Below are 17195 nucleotides of genomic sequence, written 5' to 3'. Positions count from 1 at the left end.
AAGGCGGCTCAATGAATTGCTGAATTAACTGCTGCAACTTTCGTTGCTTTGGTCACTTCATCAGACATTGAAAATCAAAAATTGTTTTTGATGCTCGATGCTGTGAGTGCCCACACAGATTGCTTGATTCAAATTGTTAAAGAGCGACACAGCTTTTGGCTGCTGCGGGAGTGGCATTCTACTCAACCGCCTTCTCGAGTCAAGCCTTATTTTACGAGGCTTTTCGAGGCTACCGACCGGCTTGTTTGCGTTACCGCTTGCCCTGTCGATGGAGGCGCATTATAGGGAGCGAATTCGTTCTGGCAACCCCTCCTCTGCAATAAAATTGCAAAAATCGGCACTTTTTTAGTTATTCATATCCAGGCACAGCTTTTATACAAACTTATCCACAGAAACCGGTGTCATCTTGCTAGAATGGCCGAAAACAAGGAGGCCAAGATGGACTTGCGACTGAGACCTTACAAGGGAAAATGCCCGCAACTGGGCAAACGGGTATATGTGGATCCCTGTGCCACCCTGGTGGGGGATATCCAGTTGGGTGACGATGCCAGCATCTGGCCCATGGTGGCCGCCAGAGGGGACGTCAACCATATCCGCATCGGTGCCCGCAGCAATGTGCAGGACGGCACAGTGCTGCACCTGACCCGCAAGAGTGCCAGCAACCCCGGCGGCTATCCGTTGCTGATCGGCGAGGATGTCACGGTCGGTCATAAAGCCATGCTGCACGGTTGCACCATAGGCAACCGGGTGCTGGTCGGCATGGGTGCCATCCTGCTGGACGGGGTCGTGGTCGAAGATGATGTGATGATCGGTGCCGGTAGTCTGGTGCCACCGGGCAAACGGTTAGAGGCCGGCTTTCTTCATATGGGTAATCCCATCAAGCAGGCGCGCCCTCTCAAGCCGGCCGAGATCGCCTTCCTGAAGACCTCGGCCGACAACTATGTACTGCTCAAGGACGAGTATCTGCAAGAAGCCTGATACCCCGCCACCACAAACAGGAAGCCCGGCATAATGCCGGGCTTCGCTTCTTATTATAGCTATATAGCCGTGCAGAACGGCTGACCAGAAATCAGTGGGCCTGATCCCAGTTGTCACCGGTACCCGCTTCAACCAGAAGCGGCACATCCAGTTCGGCTGCGGCAGACATCTTCTCCTTGATGATGGCGATGTACTCCTCCAGCTTCTCTTCGCGGATCTCGAACACCAGTTCATCGTGTACCTGCATCAGCATGCGGATCGACTCGTCTTCAATCCCGCGGATCCAGCCATCCACGTTGATCATGGCGCGCTTGATGATGTCGGCAGCGGTACCCTGCATGGGCGCGTTGATGGCGGCACGTTCGGCTGCCTTGCGCAGACCGGCGTTGCGGGACTTGATATCCGGCAGATATAAACGACGGCCAAACAGGGTTTCGACATAACCCTGGGCTTCCGCCTGCTGACGGGTGCGCTCCATGTACTCCAGCACCCCCGGGTAGCGCTCGAAGTAGAGATCCATGTACTTCTGCGCCTCGGCACGGCCGATACCCAACTGCTTGGCCAGACCAAAGGCACTCATGCCGTAGATAAGGCCGAAGTTAATCGCCTTGGCGCTGCGGCGCATGTCGCTAGTCACCGCATCGAGCGCGACCCCGAACACCTCGGCAGCGGTTGCCTTGTGGATGTCCTTGCCCTCAGCGAAGGCGGTCAGCAATCCCTTGTCGCCGGAGAGGTGGGCCATGATGCGCAGCTCGATCTGGGAGTAGTCCGCCGCCACCAGCTTGTAACCGGCGCACGGAATGAAGGCCTGCCGAATGCGGCGCCCCTGTTCGTTGCGTACCGGAATGTTCTGCAGGTTGGGGTCGGTTGACGAGAGTCGACCGGTCGCCGCCACCGCCTGATGATAGGAGGTGTGTACCCGTCCGGTCTGCGGCTTGATCATCAGCGGCAGCTTGTCGGTGTAGGTGGACTTGAGCTTGGCCAACCCACGGTGCTCCATCAGGAGGCGCGGCAGCTCATAGGTCTCAGCCAGCTCGGCCAGCACCTCTTCCGCAGTGGATGGCGCGCCCTTGGGGGTCTTTTTGATGATCGGCAGCCCCAGCTTGGTGAAGAGGATTTCCCCCAGCTGCTTGGGCGAGGAGAGGTTGAACTCCTGCCCGGCCAGCTTGTGAGCCTGTTTCTCCAGCTCTGCCAGACGCACTTCGATCTCCTGGCTCTGCTGATGCAACAGCTTGGGCTCGATGGTGGTACCGAGTCGCTCCATCCGTGCCAGCACCGGCAGCAGCGGCAATTCGATCTCGCTGAATACCTTGGCAAGTCCCGGCTCGGCAGAGAGCTTGCCCCACAGCGTCTGATGCAGACGCAGGGTGATGTCGGCATCTTCCGCCGCGTAAGGGGCCGCCTGCTCCAGTTCAATCTGGTTGAAGGTGAGCTGCTTGACCCCCTTGCCGGCGATCTCTTCGAACGAGATGGTCTCGACGTTCAGATACCTGCGGGCCAGGGAATCCATGTCGTGGCGGCTGGCAGTGGAGTTGAGCACATAGGATTCGAGCATGGTGTCGTAGGCGATGCCCTGCAGCTCGATACTGTGGTTGAGCAGCACATTGCGATCGTACTTGAGGTTTTGCCCCACCTTGAGACGGGCCGGATCTTCCAGCAGCGGCTTGAGCTTGCCCAGCACCAGCGCTTCGCTCAGCTGGACAGGCGCCCCCAGATAATCGTGGCCGAAGGGCACGTAGGCAGCCTTGCCCGGCTCGATGGCAAAGGAGACGCCAACGACCCGCGCGTCCATATAGTCGAGACTGGTGGTCTCGGTGTCGAAGGCAAACAGCGGCGCCGCCTGCAACCGTGCCAGCCACTCGTCGAATTCGGCCTCATCCAGGATGCAGCGATAGTCGGTTTCGATGGCGGCTACCGGGGGGGCGCCTTCCTCATCACCTGCGGCTTCGCTCTCCTCGCCACCAGACTCCAGTTCTTTGATCAGGTTGCGCAGCTCGTACTCGCGGTAGACCGCCAGCAAAGCCTCCTTGTCGATGGGGCCAAGCTGCAGCTCTTCCAGACTCTGCTCCAGGACCACGTCGGTCTTGATGGTGGCCAGCACATAGGAAAGGCGCACCTGCTCTTCCTGCTCGCGGAACTTGTCGGCAAACGCCTTGGAGCCGCGGAAGCCGAGCGCCGCCACCTTGTCGAGGTTGGCGGCAATCTCGTCGATGCTGCCTATCCCCTGCAACAGGGCCAGTGCGGTCTTCTCGCCGACACCGGTCATGCCGGGAATGTTGTCCACCTTGTCCCCCATCAGCGCCAGGTAATCGATGATGAGCTCGGGCGGTACGCCGAACTTCTCGATCACCCCTTCCCGATCGGTCTTCACATCCTTCATGGTGTCGATCAGGGTGACATGGTCGGAGACCAGCTGCGCCATGTCCTTGTCGCCGGTGCTGATGAGCACAGGCAGCTGTTTCTCGGTCGCCTGACGGGCCAGGGTGCCGATCACGTCGTCGGCCTCCACCCCTTCGACCATCAGGAAGGGGAAACCCATTGCCTTGATCATCTGGTGGATAGGAGCGACCTGGCTGCGCAGATCGTCCGGCATGCTGGCGCGTGTTGCCTTGTATTCGGGATAGATGTCGTCACGGAAGGTCTTGCCCTTGGCGTCGAACACCACGGCCACGTGGCAGTCGGGGTACTGCTTGCGAAGGCTGCGCATCATGTTGGCCATGACACGGACGGCGCCGCTAGGCAAGCCGGTCGAGGTGCGCAGATCGGCCTGCTGCGAGGCAAAGAAGGCGCGGTAAAGATATGAAGAGCCGTCGACCAGAATAAGAGGATTGCTAGAGGCCATGAAAATCGTCCTGCCAAGAATAAACAGCCGCTAGGATGCCACAGGGCCCGCACCACACCAAGGGGACTCCCACCATCACCCCGGCGCACCGGTGGGGCACATTTCTGTGGATAACTCTGTGCTCAAAAATGGCACCATTGCATCACGGCCGTGACAAAGCTGTGGATTAAAACAAAAAATATCTTTTAAAACATTGCGTTGAGATCATGAAAACTCAACATGACACACTCATCATGATCTCGATCAATGTGGAAAAAAATTCAAGGGGGGTACTGAGGCAGGATCCAAAACGAAACAATCCTAGCACAGGGAGATGACTTGACCAGCGGAGGTCGAACGATAACCATACAAAAGTACAACAATCTACCCTGGCTCACATTTTCAACAACGAGGAGTCTGTCATGAAAAAAGTGGCCGTGATCTTGAGTGGTTGTGGCGTGTTTGACGGCGCCGAAATCCACGAGGCCGTCATCAGCCTGCTGGCGCTGGCCCGTCAGGGAGCATCCGTTCAATGCTTCGCCCCCAATGTCCCTCAGCTTCATGTCATCAATCACCTGACCGGCGAGGTCAACGAGGGAGAGAGCCGCAACGTGCTGGTCGAGGCGGCCCGCATCTGCCGCGGCCAGATCAGGGATGTGGCTGAACTGGATGCAGCTGACTTCGACGCCCTGCTGGTGCCGGGCGGCTTCGGCGCCGCCAAGAACCTGTGTGACTTCGCCATCAAGGGCGCAGAGTGCCGCATCCAGCCGGATGTGCTGAAGGCCTGCCAGAGCTTTGCCAGAGCAGGCAAACCGGCCGCCTACATCTGTATCGCACCGGCCATGATCCCGCTCATCTATGGGGCAGGCACCCTGGCCACCATTGGCAACGACGAGGGCGCCGCCAACGCCATCGAAGCCATGGGTGGCAGTCATCTCGACTGCCCGGTGAGCGAATTCGTGGTGGATCAGGAGCGCAAGGTCATCTCCACTCCTGCCTACATGCTGGCCAACAATATTGTGGAGGCGGCGGACGGCATCGAGAAGACCGTCAAACAGCTGCTGGCACTCTGATTGCCCGGCAGACCAAAACAAGCGGGCCGCTCAAGGAGCGGCCCGCTTTCATTCCGGTCAGTCTAGACGGGATCAGATGGCATCGCCCATCTGGTCCATCTTGCCCAGCAGGGCACGCAGACGCTCTTGCCAGGCAACGTGCTCGTTGCGCAGTTGGTGGTTTTCGTCTTGCAGCTTGCTGTTCTGCTCTTTCAGCTCGTCCAGCTCCATCTTCAGCAAGGAGATGTTGTCGACGGCGGATTGTACTTTGGATTCGAGTTGCTCAAGGACTTCTAGTGACATATGCATACCTGTATGTTCAATTGCGATGCCCCACAGAGGGCGATTCAAGCGCGTGGAGCCAGCATACCCTGATGCGCTCGGCACAAACAAGCCAGCACGTTGCAAAATGCGCCCTGCGGCCCGGTATTGCTTAAATATGCGTCGGTTTTTCTCGCAGGCAGCAGGAACCTCGATCCCGGGCGTCCGCCGTGGCACAACCCGCCCTCCTGCCGATGCCGCCATCAGCCATGCAAGGCGATGAAGCCCCCCATCATCAGACAGGCCACGGCGTACATCAACAGGCCGTAGAGCAGGTTCCAGCGCAGCAGCAGCCCGGCGCTCAGGTTGTAGCGGGACGCCAGTGCCAGATTGGAGCCGGAAAGCGGGCTCGTCCCGGTCGCCAGCCCCCACCCCATGAGGAAGCACATGCCAAGCAGGCTGGGATCCGGTGCCAGCGGCCAGAGCAGCGGCGCCACCCCCGAGATGCTGATGAGAGGATGCACGCCCACTATGGCCACCAGGAAGATCAGCAGCAGGGTCAGGCAGGCTTCCAGCCAGCCGAAGTGGTTGAACAACGGCAGGCCGTGGCCACTGCCAAAGTCCAGTACTGACAGCGCGCTGTTGATGCCAGCCGCCAGCAGGCCGGCCCCCAGAAACAGCACAAGCTGGCCACCGATGGCCGGGAAGCGCTCCACCACCTGGCGCTTGAGAGCAGCCCCTCGCCCCGCTTGCGGCATGAACAGCAAGGCCAGCAAGGGCGCCACCAGGGCGATCACCGCCAGAATGCTGAGTCCGGGCCAGAAACGGTGGATCACCAGCACCAGCAGTGCCAGGGTCACCGGTAGCCCCAGGGTCTGGAGCCGCAGCGGATAACCTTCAAAGGTCTCCACACCGAGTCGCTCTACCTGCCAGGCCGTCAGCCCCATGGCCAGCAAGGCCGCCAGTATGCCAAAAGGCAGTATGCTGCCCAGTTGCAGACCCGGTGCATAGGTGAGGGCCACCGCCATGGCGACGAAGAAGGGGGACCAAAACGCAGCAGCACAGAAGATCCGGCTCAGCACCATGACCTGACGCCGCTCCAGCGTCCCGTTGCGCTCCAGCCGATCGCCGATGATGAAGAGCACCGAAAGATTGATGACGGCCCCCAGCAGATTGAGGCTGGCCATGGTGCTCCACAGCCCCTTGCGACCGGACCAGGAGGCGGTGCCGGTCAAGAGACCGGAGGTCGCCAGATTGAGGGTGCTCACTGCGGCAAACATGGTCAGCATGTTGATGTTCGGCAAGAGCCAGTCACCTGGGCTGAGGCTGGCTCCTCGCCACCAGGAAAAGAGCAGCAGCAGGAGCGCCGCGCCGTAGAGGGCCAGCGCCTGGCGCCGTGCGGCACCCACCAGCCAGGGCCAGGTGAGCAGGGAGGCGGCCCAGGCCGCGATGGCGGCGGGCCAGGGGGAGAAGTCCAGATAAAGGTGCAGCAGGTTGAGCAGCCACATCCCCAGGATCAGAAAGCCTGACCAGCGCTTGACCATACAACGGCCTCGGTCAGGGGATCAGAGGCACTGATCCATGTCCAGGGAAGGTTTGTCGCACTCGGGGCGGCCCACAATCCTGGCGGGCACGCCAGCGACCGTGGTGTGAGGCGGCACCGGGTTGATCACCACGCTGCCAGCACCGATCTTGGCGCCGACGCCCACCTCGATGTTGCCGAGGACCTTGGCCCCCGCCCCTATCATCACCCCTTCCCGGATTTTGGGGTGACGATCGCCACTCTCCTTGCCGGTCCCCCCCAGAGTCACACTCTGCAGGATGGAGACGTCGTTCTCGATGACGGCGGTTTCCCCGACCACGATACCGGTGGCATGGTCAAACATGATGCCCTTGCCGATGCGGGCGGCAGGGTGTACATCCACGCCGAACACCACGGAGATCTGGTTTTGCAGATAGAGCGCCAGGGCACGGCGTCCCTGACGCCACAGCCAGTTGGCCACCCGATACCCCTGAAGAGCATGGAATCCCTTGAGGTAGAGCAGCGGGGTGGAGAAGAGGTCGACCGCCGGGTCGCGATCCTGCACCGCGCAGATGTCGGCGGCCACTGCGGCCAGCAGCTCGGGTTCGCTGCGCAGGGCCAGCTCGATCACTTCCCGCAAGGCGATGGCAGGCATGGTGGTGCTGTCGAGCTTGTTGGCGAGCTGGAAGCTCAGCGCCGAGCGCAAATCCCGGTGATTGAGAATGGTGGAATGAAAGAAGCTGGCCAGCATGGGCTCCTGGGCCGCCATGCTCTGCGCTTCCTGCTGAATTTTTTGCCAGGTTCTGGCAACCAGATCATCCATGTTGCAGCCTACTGTTGTTCAGGGTGAGTGCTTTGTCGTTCTTTTGTCAGCACCGAGATGGGGTCCATGTGAATGATCACATCCATCCGCTCGAAGGCCTGGCGGACGGCCAGTTCAGCCTCGTCGGCTATCTGATGGGCCCTGACCAGAGGCAGTTGATCATCGAGTTCCAGATGCAACTGCACGAAACGGGTCGGCCCGGATTGGCGGGTACGCAGGTCATGTACGCCATGCACCCCCTCTACGGCACAGCAGAGGGCCATTATTCTCGCTTGTTCCTCCTCTGGCAACTGACGATCGAGCAGGGCCTGCACCGATTCGTAGCCGATATGGACGGCCCCCCACACCAGGAACAGACCGATCAGAATGGCAAACAGGCCGTCGGCCCAATACCACCCCTGCCCCGCCAGCACCAGTGCCACCAGCACGCCGCCATTGAGCAGCAGGTCGGAACGGTAGTGCAGCATGTCGGCCTTGATGGCCACACTGTTGGTCTTGCGGATGACAAAGCCCTGGAAGCTCACCAGCAGCAGAGTCAGCACGATGGAGCCGACACTGACCCAGATCCCCGCCTCCAGGCGCACCACGGGCACCTGATTCAGCATCGACGAGATGCCGTGCATCACCAGCAGCAGGGCGGACCCCGAGATGAAGGCCGACTGCACCAGACCCGCCAGGGACTCCGCTTTGCCGTGGCCGAAGCGATGCTCTTCGTCGGCAGGGGCCAGCGCATAACGGATGGCCAGCAGATTGATGAGAGAGGCGCTGATGTCCATGAAGGAATCGGTCAGGGATGCCAGCAGGCTGGATGAATCCGTCATCAGCCAGGCGATCAGTTTGCCCAGGATGAGCAGGGTGGCGGTGGTCACAGCGGCCATGCTGGCCAGGGTGACCCAGCGGGAATAGTGTTGGTGGCTCAAAACCGGCTTTCCTCCGACGCGTAAAAACTTATTATACCCTGACCCGGACGTCAGTTTGGCGTGCAAAATCAACAGAGTGACTCCCAGATGAACAAAATACTCCTGGTCGACGACGATCTCGAACTGACCCAGCTGCTCACCGAAATCCTGACCCTGGAGGGGTTTGAGGTCACCGTCGCCGAGGATGGGGAAGAGGGATTGCAGCGACTGGCAGAACAGGCTTTCGACCTGGTGCTGCTGGACGTCATGATGCCCAGACTCAACGGTTTCGCGATGCTGACCCGGCTGCGCAAGACCCACGACACCCCGGTGTTGATGCTGACCGCCCGTGGCGACAGCCAGGATCGGGTCAACGGGCTGGAGGCCGGTGCCGACGACTATCTCGCCAAGCCGTTCGACGACAGGGAGCTGCTGGCCCGGGTGCGCGCCATCCTGCGTCGAACCCAGAGCCAGGCTCCCCAGCGCGGCGGCAGCTCGGAAGAGGTGCGCTTCATGGATCTGGTGCTGCAGCCCGGCCTGCAACAGGCTCGCTGCGACGATCAGTTGCTGGAACTCACCGCCACCGAGTTCGGCCTGCTGGAGTGCCTGCTGCGCAATCCGGGCCAGATCGTCAGCAAGGGCCTGCTCTCCGAGCAGGTGCTGGGCAAGAAGCTCGAACCCTTCGATCGGGCCATCGACATGCACCTGAGCAACCTGCGCAAGAAGCTGCCGGAGCGGGCCGACGGCCAGCCCCGCTTCAAGACAGTGCGGGGACGAGGCTACTTGTGGCTGGAGCAGGCATGAAATCGGCCCGCACCTTCAACGGCCTTTCCACCCAGATCTTCCTCTGGTTCTGGTTCATCTTGCTGCTGGTAGTGGCCGCGGTGGTAATCCTCCCCACCCTGGACCCCCGCAACATCATCCCGCTGCCGGCCCACGAGATCACCCGTCTCAACAACAACCTGGCGGCGCTGCAACGGGGCGCGGATCCCGAGCAGGATTTCGATCTGGCCAAGGCCATCGATGCCGCGGGCCTCTTGCCGGTGGACAACATCTATCTACGCGATGCCAAGGGGCAGATGCAGTCCAGCACCCGGCTGAGCAAGTTCGTGATCCGTTTCATGCTCGACTCGGACAACCCGGCCAAGCCCATGCTGGGCAGCGAGCACCAGCGCGCCATCGCCGGCCCCTTCCAGATGGTCCATCACGGCCAGACCTATCACGTCTATTTCGGTCTGAACGTCGAAAACTCCTACCTGTTCCTCTTCATCCAGATCCTGGATCACCCCATCCAGATCCTGGGTATCGCCATGCTGGTCAGCACCCCGCTCTGTCTGTTGCTCGCCTGGCGCCTGACCCGCCCCATACTGCAGTTGCAGCAGTCGGTCTCCCAACTCGCCCAGGGCAATCTGGAAATACAGATCCCCAACCTGGGGCGGCGCGACGAGATAGGCCAGCTGGCCGAACATGTCAGTCGCATGGTCGACACCCTCAAGGACATGATCCAGAAGCAGAAGCAGTTGCTCTCCGACATCTCCCACGAGCTGCGCAGCCCCCTGACCCGCATCCAGCTCGCACAGGCGCTGATCCGCCGCAAGCAGGGGGACAGCGCCGAGCTGGCGCGCATCGAAGGGGAGATAGCCCGGCTCGACAAGCTGATAGGGGATCTGCTGGATCTGTCGCGGGTGCAGCAACATGTGGAAGCGCCGGTGACGCTGCCCCTGGCGGAGCTGCTGGAGCCCATCCTGGACGATGCCATGTTCGAGGCAAACCAGAACGGCAAACAGCTCAGGCTCCCTTCCCTGCCCGCCGAATCCCTCACCATGTGGCCGGAGCTGCTGGCGCGCGCCCTGGAAAATCCCCTGCGCAACGCCCTCAAGTATGCCCGCGAGTTCATCAAGGTGGACTGGTACCGGGAGGGACGGGAATGGGTGATGACCATACGGGATGACGGCCCTGGCGTGCCGGTGGAGCAGCAGCCCCGGTTGTTCCTGCCCTTCTTTCGGGTGGACGATGCCCGCAACGCCAAGACCGGGGGCACTGGTCTCGGCCTTGCCATCGCCGCCGAGGCGATCCAGCGTCATGGGGGGACCATCCGGGCCAGCAGCAATCAGCCGACCGGACTGGTCATCACCATCCGCCTGCCCATGCCCTGACCTCCCCCTTTTCATCGGCACGGGTGCTGGGTATGCTGGCGCCCGTTTCGCACCAGCCCAGGATCCTTCCATGCTCGATATCGTGCTTTACCAACCGGAAATCCCCCCCAACACCGGCAACATCATTCGCCTCTGCGCCAATACCGGCTACCGGTTGCACCTGATAGAGCCCCTGGGGTTCGAGTGGGATGACAAACGGGTCAAGCGGGCCGGGCTCGACTATCACGAGTTTGCCGACGTCAAGCGCTGGCCTCACTATGAGGCGTTTCTGGCGGCCGTCGCCCCCCAACGGGTCTTTGCCTGCACCACCAAGGGACGCACCGCCCACTCGGCGGCCCGGTTTGCCCCCGGTGACGCCCTGCTGTTCGGGCCCGAGAGCCGAGGCCTGCCCATGGAGATCATCGAGAGCCTGCCATTCGAGCAGCGGCTGCGCATTCCCATGCTGCCCCAGAGCCGCAGCATGAATCTGGCCAACGCCGTCGCGGTGTTCGTCTACGAGAGCTGGCGACAGTTCGACTATTCAGGCTCGCTCTGACCGCTGACGATATTGGCAAGGTGGCCAGGATTCAGACTGACTGCGCCGTCCCCTGCCCCGCCAGCAGCCGTCCATCACGCTCCAGTCGCCAGCAGAGCCAGCCCAGCGTCAGGCCACGACCGGCCATCAGGGCACTCATGGCGGCCCACAGGGCCGCCACACCCCATCCCTGGCAGAGCCACCAGATGGGAAAGAAGCCGGCAAACACCGCCACCAGCATGCTGTTGCGCATCTCCCGGGCCCGGGTGGCGCCGATAAAGACCCCGTCCAGCAGGAAGCACCAGACCGCCAGCAGCGGCATGGCCACCAGCCAGGGGAGCTGACGTTGCGCCTCGGCGATCACCGCCGGTATGTCGGTAATGTGACGGATGAGCCAGTGGCCCCCCAGGGCAAACGAGAGGGTGAATGCCAGGGCGATCAGCAGCGCCCAGCCCAGATTGAGGACGATGGCCTCCCGCAGCAGCGGCCGATCGCGCCGACCGATGGCGCGCCCTACCATGGCTTCCACCGCATAGGCAAATCCATCCAGCCCGTAGGAAATCAGCATCAGGAAATTGAGCAGCACCGCATTGGCGGCCACCGCCACATCCCCCAGCCTGGCCCCCTGCAGAGTCATGAACACGAAGCAGAGTTGCAGGCAGAGGGAGCGGATGAAAATATCCCGGTTCAGGGCGAGCAGCCGCAGCAGGGCCGGCCACTGGCGCCAGCGCTGCCAGGCGTTGTGCCACACCCCGGGGTCAAGTCGGCGCAGATGCCGGCTCACCAGCCAGAACCCCACCCCGAGCGTGCTGTAATCCGCCAGCAGGGACGCTGCGGCCACCCCTTTCACCTGCCAGCCCAATCCCAGCACGAACCAGGCATCCAGCACCATGTTGACGAGATTGCCCAGGATCAGCAGCAGCATGGGACTGCGTGCATCCTGCATGCCCAGCAACCACCCCATGATGACCAGATTGCACAAGGCCGCCGGGGCGCTCCAGACCCGCACCGATACATACTGACCGGCATAGGTCTGTACCTCGGAAGAGCCGCCACCGAGGGCGATGATGGCCGGCAGGAACGGCAACAACAGGAGCAACAGCGCCATGCCCAGTCCGATCGCCAAGCCCAGGGCCCGCGCCAGGGTGTCGAGCTGCCCTTCGGCATGGGCTGCACCCTGAGCCTGGGCGGTCAGCCCTGTGGTGGACATGCGCAGGAAGCCAAGCAACCAGAACAGCAGATTGATGAAGGTCGCACCGACCGAGACGCCGCCGAGAAACCAGGCCTGGCCAAGATGACCGATCACCCAGGTATCCACCAGCCCCAGCAAGGGCGTGGTGACGTTGGAGAACACCATGGGCAGGGCCAGGGCGAAGACGGCTCGGTGGCGGCGAGGATCCTTCAGCCAGGCGGGAATCAGCATGGTGCGCGCCGGGCTCACTCGCCAGCCAGCCGCACGATGCGCGCGAAGTCGGCCACCATGGTCTGCATGTCCACGTGGGGCACCTCACCCGGTGCAACTTTGGGTCGGAAGGTGGCCACCAGCTTCCCCTCGGGGTTGATCAGCACGATGGAGGCGGAGTGGTCGATCAGGTAGTCCTTGCGATCCCCTTCCACGATGGAATAAACCAGCCCCAGATTGCGGACCAGAGGAAAGAGGGCACTGTGAGGTGCGGTCGCCGCCTTGAACTCGGGCTCGAAGAAGGCGGTATAGCTCTTCAGGCGGGCGCTGTCATCCCGCTGGGGATCCGCCGAGATGAATACCACCTGGCTAGTGGGGGCTATCTTCTTCAACGCCGGATAGACGCTGCGCAGATCCGCCAGCGTGGTCGGACAGACATCCGGGCAGTAGGTGTAGCCGATGAACAGAAAGCTCCAGTGTCCCGTCAGGTTGGCAGGGGTAAAGGGCTGTGCATCCGCATCCGTGAGGGTAAACGGGTTGATGTCTCGCCCCGCCGGGTAGTAATCGGCCTGTTCCGGCACCGCGGGCTGACTCCAGTAATAAGCCGCCGCAATGGCGCCGATGAACAGCAACAGCAGCAGGTAAAAGCGTGGTTTAACCATATAAAACAAAGCCTTGCTTATGTTAGAAGCCCAGGGGGGCAAAACCGGTAGGGGTCATTGTAACCCGCCTGCCCCCGCCGATGGCTAGTCTTGCATCCCGGCGGGAAAGCGCCTGTGCCATGGATCAGCCGCATCGGCGCCAAAACAAGAGCCCCGCTCTGGCGGGGCTCTTGTCTGTACAGGAAGAGGGATCAGGGCCGCAGCCTCTGCTGCGGCTGGGCACGTCTCAGGGGGACGCGCAGTGGGATGACGGGGGCTGTCCAGGGCTCATCCGGCAATCCGATGTCGTGATGACGGCGAAACAGACGAACCAGGCGGACAATCTTGTCTTTGGGGCACCCAAGCCAGATGGTCCAACCATCTCCCTTGTGATAGACCCAGAGCGCATAGAACCATGTCATCCGACTGCCCTTGATGAATCGGGTGATGGAAGATGCGGGCGCTGCGGCCGGCACCGGATCCCACGGCGAGCTTGAAGCCATACCTGTCCTCCTTGCTCAACAGGTCACGCTGACGGGTCTCTTTGTCCCCAACGACGAACCAACCACGGCAGCGTACTGACTGTACGAGTCCCCAGTCTGAGGTGACTCTCCCTTCTGCGCACCGACCCGGCGATCATGCATCCCTGCCATGGCGTACTGCCCGGTGCGACTCCCCCTTCCCTGATCACCGACCATGACAGGGGCCTTATCAAAGGATATATCCGAAATGCATGTCGTGCGGCGAGACTATGTGCACAGGAAGGAGAAGCGAAAAGGTGGGGAGGAAGATGCCATCGGCAGATGAAAATGAAGAGGCCTCCCGCAGGAGGCCTCGTCATCGCATCGGATGCTTACATCCAGTCGGCGTTGCGGATCACGCCGACCGCCAGGCCCTCTATGGTAAGGTGCTGACTGGCGAGATCCACCTCGATGGGGGAGAGCTCTTCGTTTTCCGGCAGCAGCCACACCTGGCTGCCCTTGCGCTGGAAGCGCTTGACGGTGACGTCCTCGTCGAGCCGTGCCACCACGACCTGGCCGTTGCGTACCTCCTGGGTCTTGTGTACCGCCAGCAGGTCCCCGTCCATGATGCCGATGTTCTTCATGCTCATGCCCTGCACCCGCAGCAGGAAGTCTGCCCGCGGGTGGAACAGCGCGGGATCCACCTGGTAGTGGCTCTCGATGTGTTCCTGAGCCAGGATGGGTTCCCCGGCCGCCACCTTGCCAATCAGTGGCAGGCCGTTTTCTTCAGGCTGCACGTCCTCTTCTTCGAGCAGCAGACGAATGCCGCGGGACGTGCCCGGCATGATCTCGATGACCCCTTTTTTGGCCAGGGCCTTCAGATGTTCTTCGGCCGCGTTGGCCGACTTGAAGCCAAGCTTCTGGGCAATCTCGGCGCGAGTCGGCGGCATGCCGGTCTCGTTCATGTTCGCCTTGATGAGCTCGAGTACTTCAGCCTGGCGAGGGGTAAGGGGTTTCATAGCATGGGCACCTGTCTTTTTATACAGCACACTGGCAGTATATACAGTGCTGGGGCCAAGGCAAGGCGCAACTGGCATTTGTCGCGACCCGACGCACATTTGTCCCTCCCCCCGCCCTGAAGTGCCGACTCATCGTACCTCTCGGCGACAAGCAGTCGGTGATTTGCTATGCTCACGCCGCATTTTTTTGGAGAGCAGACGCACATGTCCCTTGGACAGAAGATATCCAGAGCCATCCTGCAATGGCCGGTCAGCGGCTTGGTCAATCACAAGAGCCTGCCGGAAAACCCCATCACCGAGCTCAAGCTGGATCCGGCCAGACCCATCGTCTATGCCCTGAAGACCAGCTCGATCACCGACCTGATGACCCTGCAACAGTGCTGCGAGGATCTCGGCCTGCCCGGCCCCTTCACGCCGCTGGAGCTGAACGGTCAGCTGCTGCCACGCTACGTCTGTCTGGACCGTCCGCCTCCCCTGTTCGGCACGCGCAACAAGCCGCTCCCCTTCCTGCAGGAGTTCCACCAGCTGCTGGACCTGCACAAGCAGGATCCGGCGCTGGACATCCAGGTAGTACCCGTCACCCTGTTCTGGGGCCGCGCCCCGGGCCGGGAAGGCGAGGAGGCCTCCGGCTGGAACATCATCAGCAGCCTGGCGCCAAACCGCCTGAAGAAGGCGCTGATCGTGATCCTGAAAGGGCGCGAGAACCTGGTGCGCTTCTCCCCGCCCCTCTCCCTGCGCTACATGGCGGACAAGCACGGCACCGACGAGGCCATCGCCCACAAGCTGGCGCGGGTGGCCCGTACCCACTTCAGCCGCCAGCAGCTGGCCGCCACCGGGCCCAAGCTGCCGAACCGCAACCTGCTGTTCAAGCAACTGCTGGATTCGAGCGTGATCCAGCAGGCCATCGAGGAGGAGGCCAGACGGGAAGGGATCAGCCTGGAGAAGGCGCAAAAGCGTGCCCACGGCTACATGGACGAGATCGCCTCCAATTTCTCCTATCGGTTGATCCGCCTCGGGGAGAGTTTCCTCGGCTGGCTGTGGAACAAGCTCTATCGCGGCCTCTCGGTCAACGGAGCAGAGCAGGTGCGTCAGCTGGCCCAGGAAGGGCACGAGATCGTCTACGTCCCCTGCCATCGCAGCCACATGGATTACCTGCTGCTCTCCTACGTCATCTACCACCAGGGCATGGTGCCGCCCCACATCGCGGCGGGCATCAACCTCAACTTCTGGCCGGCAGGCCCCATCTTCCGCCACGGCGGCGCCTTCTTCATCCGCCGCACCTTCAAGGGCAATCCGCTCTACAGCACGGTATTCCGGGAGTACCTCAACCTGCTGTTCGCCAAGGGCTACTCGGTGGAGTTCTTCACCGAGGGTGGGCGTTCGCGTACCGGTCGCCTGCTGCCCCCCAAGACCGGCATGCTGGCCATGACCCTGCAGGCCATGATGCGCGGGCTGGACAGGCCGGTGACCCTGGTCCCCGTCTACCTCGGCTACGAGCACGTGATGGAGGTGAACACCTATCACAACGAACTCAAGGGGAGCCGCAAGGAGAAGGAGAGCTTCCTGCAGGTGCTCGGCATCCTGCGCAAGCTGCGCAACTATGGCCGTGGCTTCGTCAATTTCGGAGAGCCGCTGACCCTCAACAGCTACCTCGGCGAACATGTGCCCACCTGGAAGGAGAGCATCGGCCGGGAGGAGCGTCCCGAGTGGATGGCCTCCACCGTCAATCAGCTGGCCGAGCTGCTGATGACCCGTATCAACGATGCCGCCGCCGTCAACGGCCTGACCCTGAGTGCCCTGGCCCTGCTGGCCGCCGAGCGCCACGCCCTGACCCGGGACGAACTCCAGGCCCAGCTCAACACCTATCTGGACCTGCTCAAGCAGGTGCCCTACAGCCCGCACAGCACCATGCCGGACGAGGACGCCAGGACCCTGCTGGAGCAGGCGATGGAGCTCAACAAGTTCGAGGTGAGCGAGGACAAGCTGGGCCAGATCATCAGCCTGGACCGCTATCAGGCGATCCTGCTCACCTACTACCGCAACAACATACTGCACCTGTTCGCCATGCCCTCCCTGGTGGCGGCCCTGATCGAGCGGTGCGAGGGGATCTCTCGCAGCGAGATCGTCGCCCGCTGTGTCGATATCTACCCCCTGCTCAAGACCGAACTCTTCCTGCGCTATGAAGAGGAGGAGCTGCCGGAACTGATCGATGCCCTGCTGGCCGAGCTGTTACGCCAGCAACTGGTCGAGGCACGCGACGGCGGCTACTGGGTCAACCCCGGCAACCAGATGCGCCTGCTGCTCTTGGCCGAAAGCATCCAGGAGACCCTGCAGCGCTACGCCATCGTGCTGACCCGCATGCTGGCCCAGCCCCACATCGAGGCGGAGCAACTGGAAGCGGACGGCCTGATGATGGCGGAGCGCCTCGGCACCCTGCACGGCATCAACGCCCCCGAGTTCTTCGACCAGAAGCTGTTCAGCACCCTGATCCACACCCTGCGCAGCGAAGGCTATCTGGATCCGGGCTGCAAACCGGATCTCGGCCGCTTCCAGGCATTGGCCGACAACATAGTGCCGCTGCTCAGCAACAAGATCCGCCGCACCATCCAGGCGGGCAACCGGCTCTGAGGCGTCGACATCCAACAA

Annotated in this window: 15 protein-coding genes; 6 read left to right on the top strand and 9 right to left on the bottom strand. The window is 61.9% G+C overall.

Annotated elements, in window-relative coordinates:
- The first annotated feature begins 438 nt into the window (after positions 1-438).
- Positions 439-978, top strand: coding sequence for a gamma carbonic anhydrase family protein (locus tag AB5Y51_RS11470; protein ID WP_368178466.1), 540 nt, complete (start codon positions 439-441; stop codon positions 976-978).
- Positions 979-1069: 91 nt separating this feature from the next.
- Here AB5Y51_RS11470 and polA read toward each other — a convergent pair whose 3' ends face one another.
- A complete protein-coding gene (gene polA, locus AB5Y51_RS11465) occupies positions 1070-3820 on the bottom strand; it encodes a DNA polymerase I (protein WP_368178465.1) in 2751 nt (916 codons plus the stop codon).
- Positions 3821-4221: 401 nt separating this feature from the next.
- On the opposite strand from polA, the gene elbB reads away from it, so the two are divergent.
- On the top strand, positions 4222-4872 hold the full coding sequence (gene elbB / locus AB5Y51_RS11460; protein WP_048209468.1) for an isoprenoid biosynthesis glyoxalase ElbB: 651 nt from the start codon (positions 4222-4224) through the stop codon (positions 4870-4872).
- A gap of 72 nt (positions 4873-4944) precedes the next feature.
- Here elbB and AB5Y51_RS11455 read toward each other — a convergent pair whose 3' ends face one another.
- From AB5Y51_RS11455 to AB5Y51_RS11440, 4 genes are all read right to left on the bottom strand, one after another.
- Positions 4945-5154: a cell division protein ZapB gene (locus AB5Y51_RS11455; RefSeq protein WP_010672454.1), complete on the bottom strand. Its 210-nt coding sequence runs from the start codon at positions 5152-5154 to the stop codon at positions 4945-4947.
- A gap of 221 nt (positions 5155-5375) precedes the next feature.
- Entirely contained in the window at positions 5376-6656 is a 1281-nt protein-coding gene (locus AB5Y51_RS11450; RefSeq protein WP_010672453.1) for a hypothetical protein, read from the bottom strand.
- Positions 6657-6677: 21 nt separating this feature from the next.
- Positions 6678-7457, bottom strand: coding sequence for a serine O-acetyltransferase (gene cysE, locus AB5Y51_RS11445; RefSeq protein ID WP_010672452.1), 780 nt, complete (start codon positions 7455-7457; stop codon positions 6678-6680).
- A gap of 8 nt (positions 7458-7465) precedes the next feature.
- Positions 7466-8377: a cation diffusion facilitator family transporter gene (locus tag AB5Y51_RS11440; RefSeq protein ID WP_043155671.1), complete on the bottom strand. Its 912-nt coding sequence runs from the start codon at positions 8375-8377 to the stop codon at positions 7466-7468.
- A gap of 87 nt (positions 8378-8464) precedes the next feature.
- Here AB5Y51_RS11440 and AB5Y51_RS11435 point away from each other — a divergent pair, with 87 nt between their 5' ends.
- The 3 genes from AB5Y51_RS11435 (at position 8465) to trmL (ending at position 11047) form a co-directional block, all read left to right on the top strand.
- Positions 8465-9160, top strand: coding sequence for a response regulator (locus AB5Y51_RS11435; RefSeq protein WP_010672450.1), 696 nt, complete (start codon positions 8465-8467; stop codon positions 9158-9160).
- Entirely contained in the window at positions 9157-10512 is a 1356-nt protein-coding gene (locus AB5Y51_RS11430; protein WP_039041147.1) for an ATP-binding protein, read from the top strand. The genes AB5Y51_RS11435 and AB5Y51_RS11430 overlap by 4 nt, the downstream gene beginning before the upstream one ends.
- 70 nt (positions 10513-10582) lie before the next feature.
- Complete coding sequence (trmL, locus tag AB5Y51_RS11425; RefSeq protein ID WP_048209467.1) at positions 10583-11047, top strand: tRNA (uridine(34)/cytosine(34)/5-carboxymethylaminomethyluridine(34)-2'-O)-methyltransferase TrmL; 465 nt, start codon at positions 10583-10585, stop codon at positions 11045-11047.
- Positions 11048-11078: 31 nt separating this feature from the next.
- Here the strand turns inward: trmL and dinF are convergent, their stop codons facing one another.
- From dinF to lexA, 4 genes are all read right to left on the bottom strand, one after another.
- Positions 11079-12449: an MATE family efflux transporter DinF gene (dinF, locus tag AB5Y51_RS11420; RefSeq protein ID WP_042014715.1), complete on the bottom strand. Its 1371-nt coding sequence runs from the start codon at positions 12447-12449 to the stop codon at positions 11079-11081.
- A 14-nt stretch (positions 12450-12463) separates the two neighbouring features.
- Complete coding sequence (locus tag AB5Y51_RS11415) at positions 12464-13090, bottom strand: SCO family protein (RefSeq protein ID WP_103858479.1); 627 nt, start codon at positions 13088-13090, stop codon at positions 12464-12466.
- 191 nt (positions 13091-13281) lie between these two features.
- On the bottom strand, positions 13282-13491 hold the full coding sequence (locus tag AB5Y51_RS11410) for a hypothetical protein (RefSeq protein WP_368178464.1): 210 nt from the start codon (positions 13489-13491) through the stop codon (positions 13282-13284).
- 431 nt (positions 13492-13922) lie between these two features.
- Positions 13923-14549, bottom strand: coding sequence for a transcriptional repressor LexA (gene lexA / locus AB5Y51_RS11405; protein WP_010672444.1), 627 nt, complete (start codon positions 14547-14549; stop codon positions 13923-13925).
- A gap of 204 nt (positions 14550-14753) precedes the next feature.
- Between lexA and plsB the strand changes: the two genes are divergently transcribed.
- Entirely contained in the window at positions 14754-17177 is a 2424-nt protein-coding gene (plsB, locus tag AB5Y51_RS11400) for a glycerol-3-phosphate 1-O-acyltransferase PlsB (RefSeq protein WP_042014713.1), read from the top strand.
- The last annotated feature ends 18 nt before the right edge of the window (positions 17178-17195 follow it).

The sequence above is a fragment of the Aeromonas sp. R7-1 genome (assembly GCF_040908115.1).
Taxonomy (GTDB): Bacteria; Pseudomonadota; Gammaproteobacteria; order Enterobacterales; family Aeromonadaceae; genus Aeromonas; species Aeromonas caviae.
This window is presented reverse-complemented; position numbering and strand designations above follow the sequence as displayed.

What these genes read in the sequence shown, in the direction of transcription:
- AB5Y51_RS11470 (WP_368178466.1), top strand. Translation starts at nt 439, where the DNA reads ATGGACTTGCGACTGAGACCTTACAAGGGAAAATGCCCGCAACTGGGC.
- polA (WP_368178465.1), bottom strand. Translation starts at nt 3,820, where the DNA reads ATGGCCTCTAGCAATCCTCTTATTCTGGTCGACGGCTCTTCATATCTT.
- elbB (WP_048209468.1), top strand. Translation starts at nt 4,222, where the DNA reads ATGAAAAAAGTGGCCGTGATCTTGAGTGGTTGTGGCGTGTTTGACGGC.
- AB5Y51_RS11455 (WP_010672454.1), bottom strand. Translation starts at nt 5,154, where the DNA reads ATGTCACTAGAAGTCCTTGAGCAACTCGAATCCAAAGTACAATCCGCC.
- AB5Y51_RS11450 (WP_010672453.1), bottom strand. Translation starts at nt 6,656, where the DNA reads ATGGTCAAGCGCTGGTCAGGCTTTCTGATCCTGGGGATGTGGCTGCTC.
- cysE (WP_010672452.1), bottom strand. Translation starts at nt 7,457, where the DNA reads ATGGATGATCTGGTTGCCAGAACCTGGCAAAAAATTCAGCAGGAAGCG.
- AB5Y51_RS11435 (WP_010672450.1), top strand. Translation starts at nt 8,465, where the DNA reads ATGAACAAAATACTCCTGGTCGACGACGATCTCGAACTGACCCAGCTG.
- AB5Y51_RS11430 (WP_039041147.1), top strand. Translation starts at nt 9,157, where the DNA reads ATGAAATCGGCCCGCACCTTCAACGGCCTTTCCACCCAGATCTTCCTC.
- trmL (WP_048209467.1), top strand. Translation starts at nt 10,583, where the DNA reads ATGCTCGATATCGTGCTTTACCAACCGGAAATCCCCCCCAACACCGGC.
- dinF (WP_042014715.1), bottom strand. Translation starts at nt 12,449, where the DNA reads ATGCTGATTCCCGCCTGGCTGAAGGATCCTCGCCGCCACCGAGCCGTC.
- AB5Y51_RS11415 (WP_103858479.1), bottom strand. Translation starts at nt 13,090, where the DNA reads ATGGTTAAACCACGCTTTTACCTGCTGCTGTTGCTGTTCATCGGCGCC.
- AB5Y51_RS11410 (WP_368178464.1), bottom strand. Translation starts at nt 13,491, where the DNA reads ATGACATGGTTCTATGCGCTCTGGGTCTATCACAAGGGAGATGGTTGG.
- lexA (WP_010672444.1), bottom strand. Translation starts at nt 14,549, where the DNA reads ATGAAACCCCTTACCCCTCGCCAGGCTGAAGTACTCGAGCTCATCAAG.
- plsB (WP_042014713.1), top strand. Translation starts at nt 14,754, where the DNA reads ATGTCCCTTGGACAGAAGATATCCAGAGCCATCCTGCAATGGCCGGTC.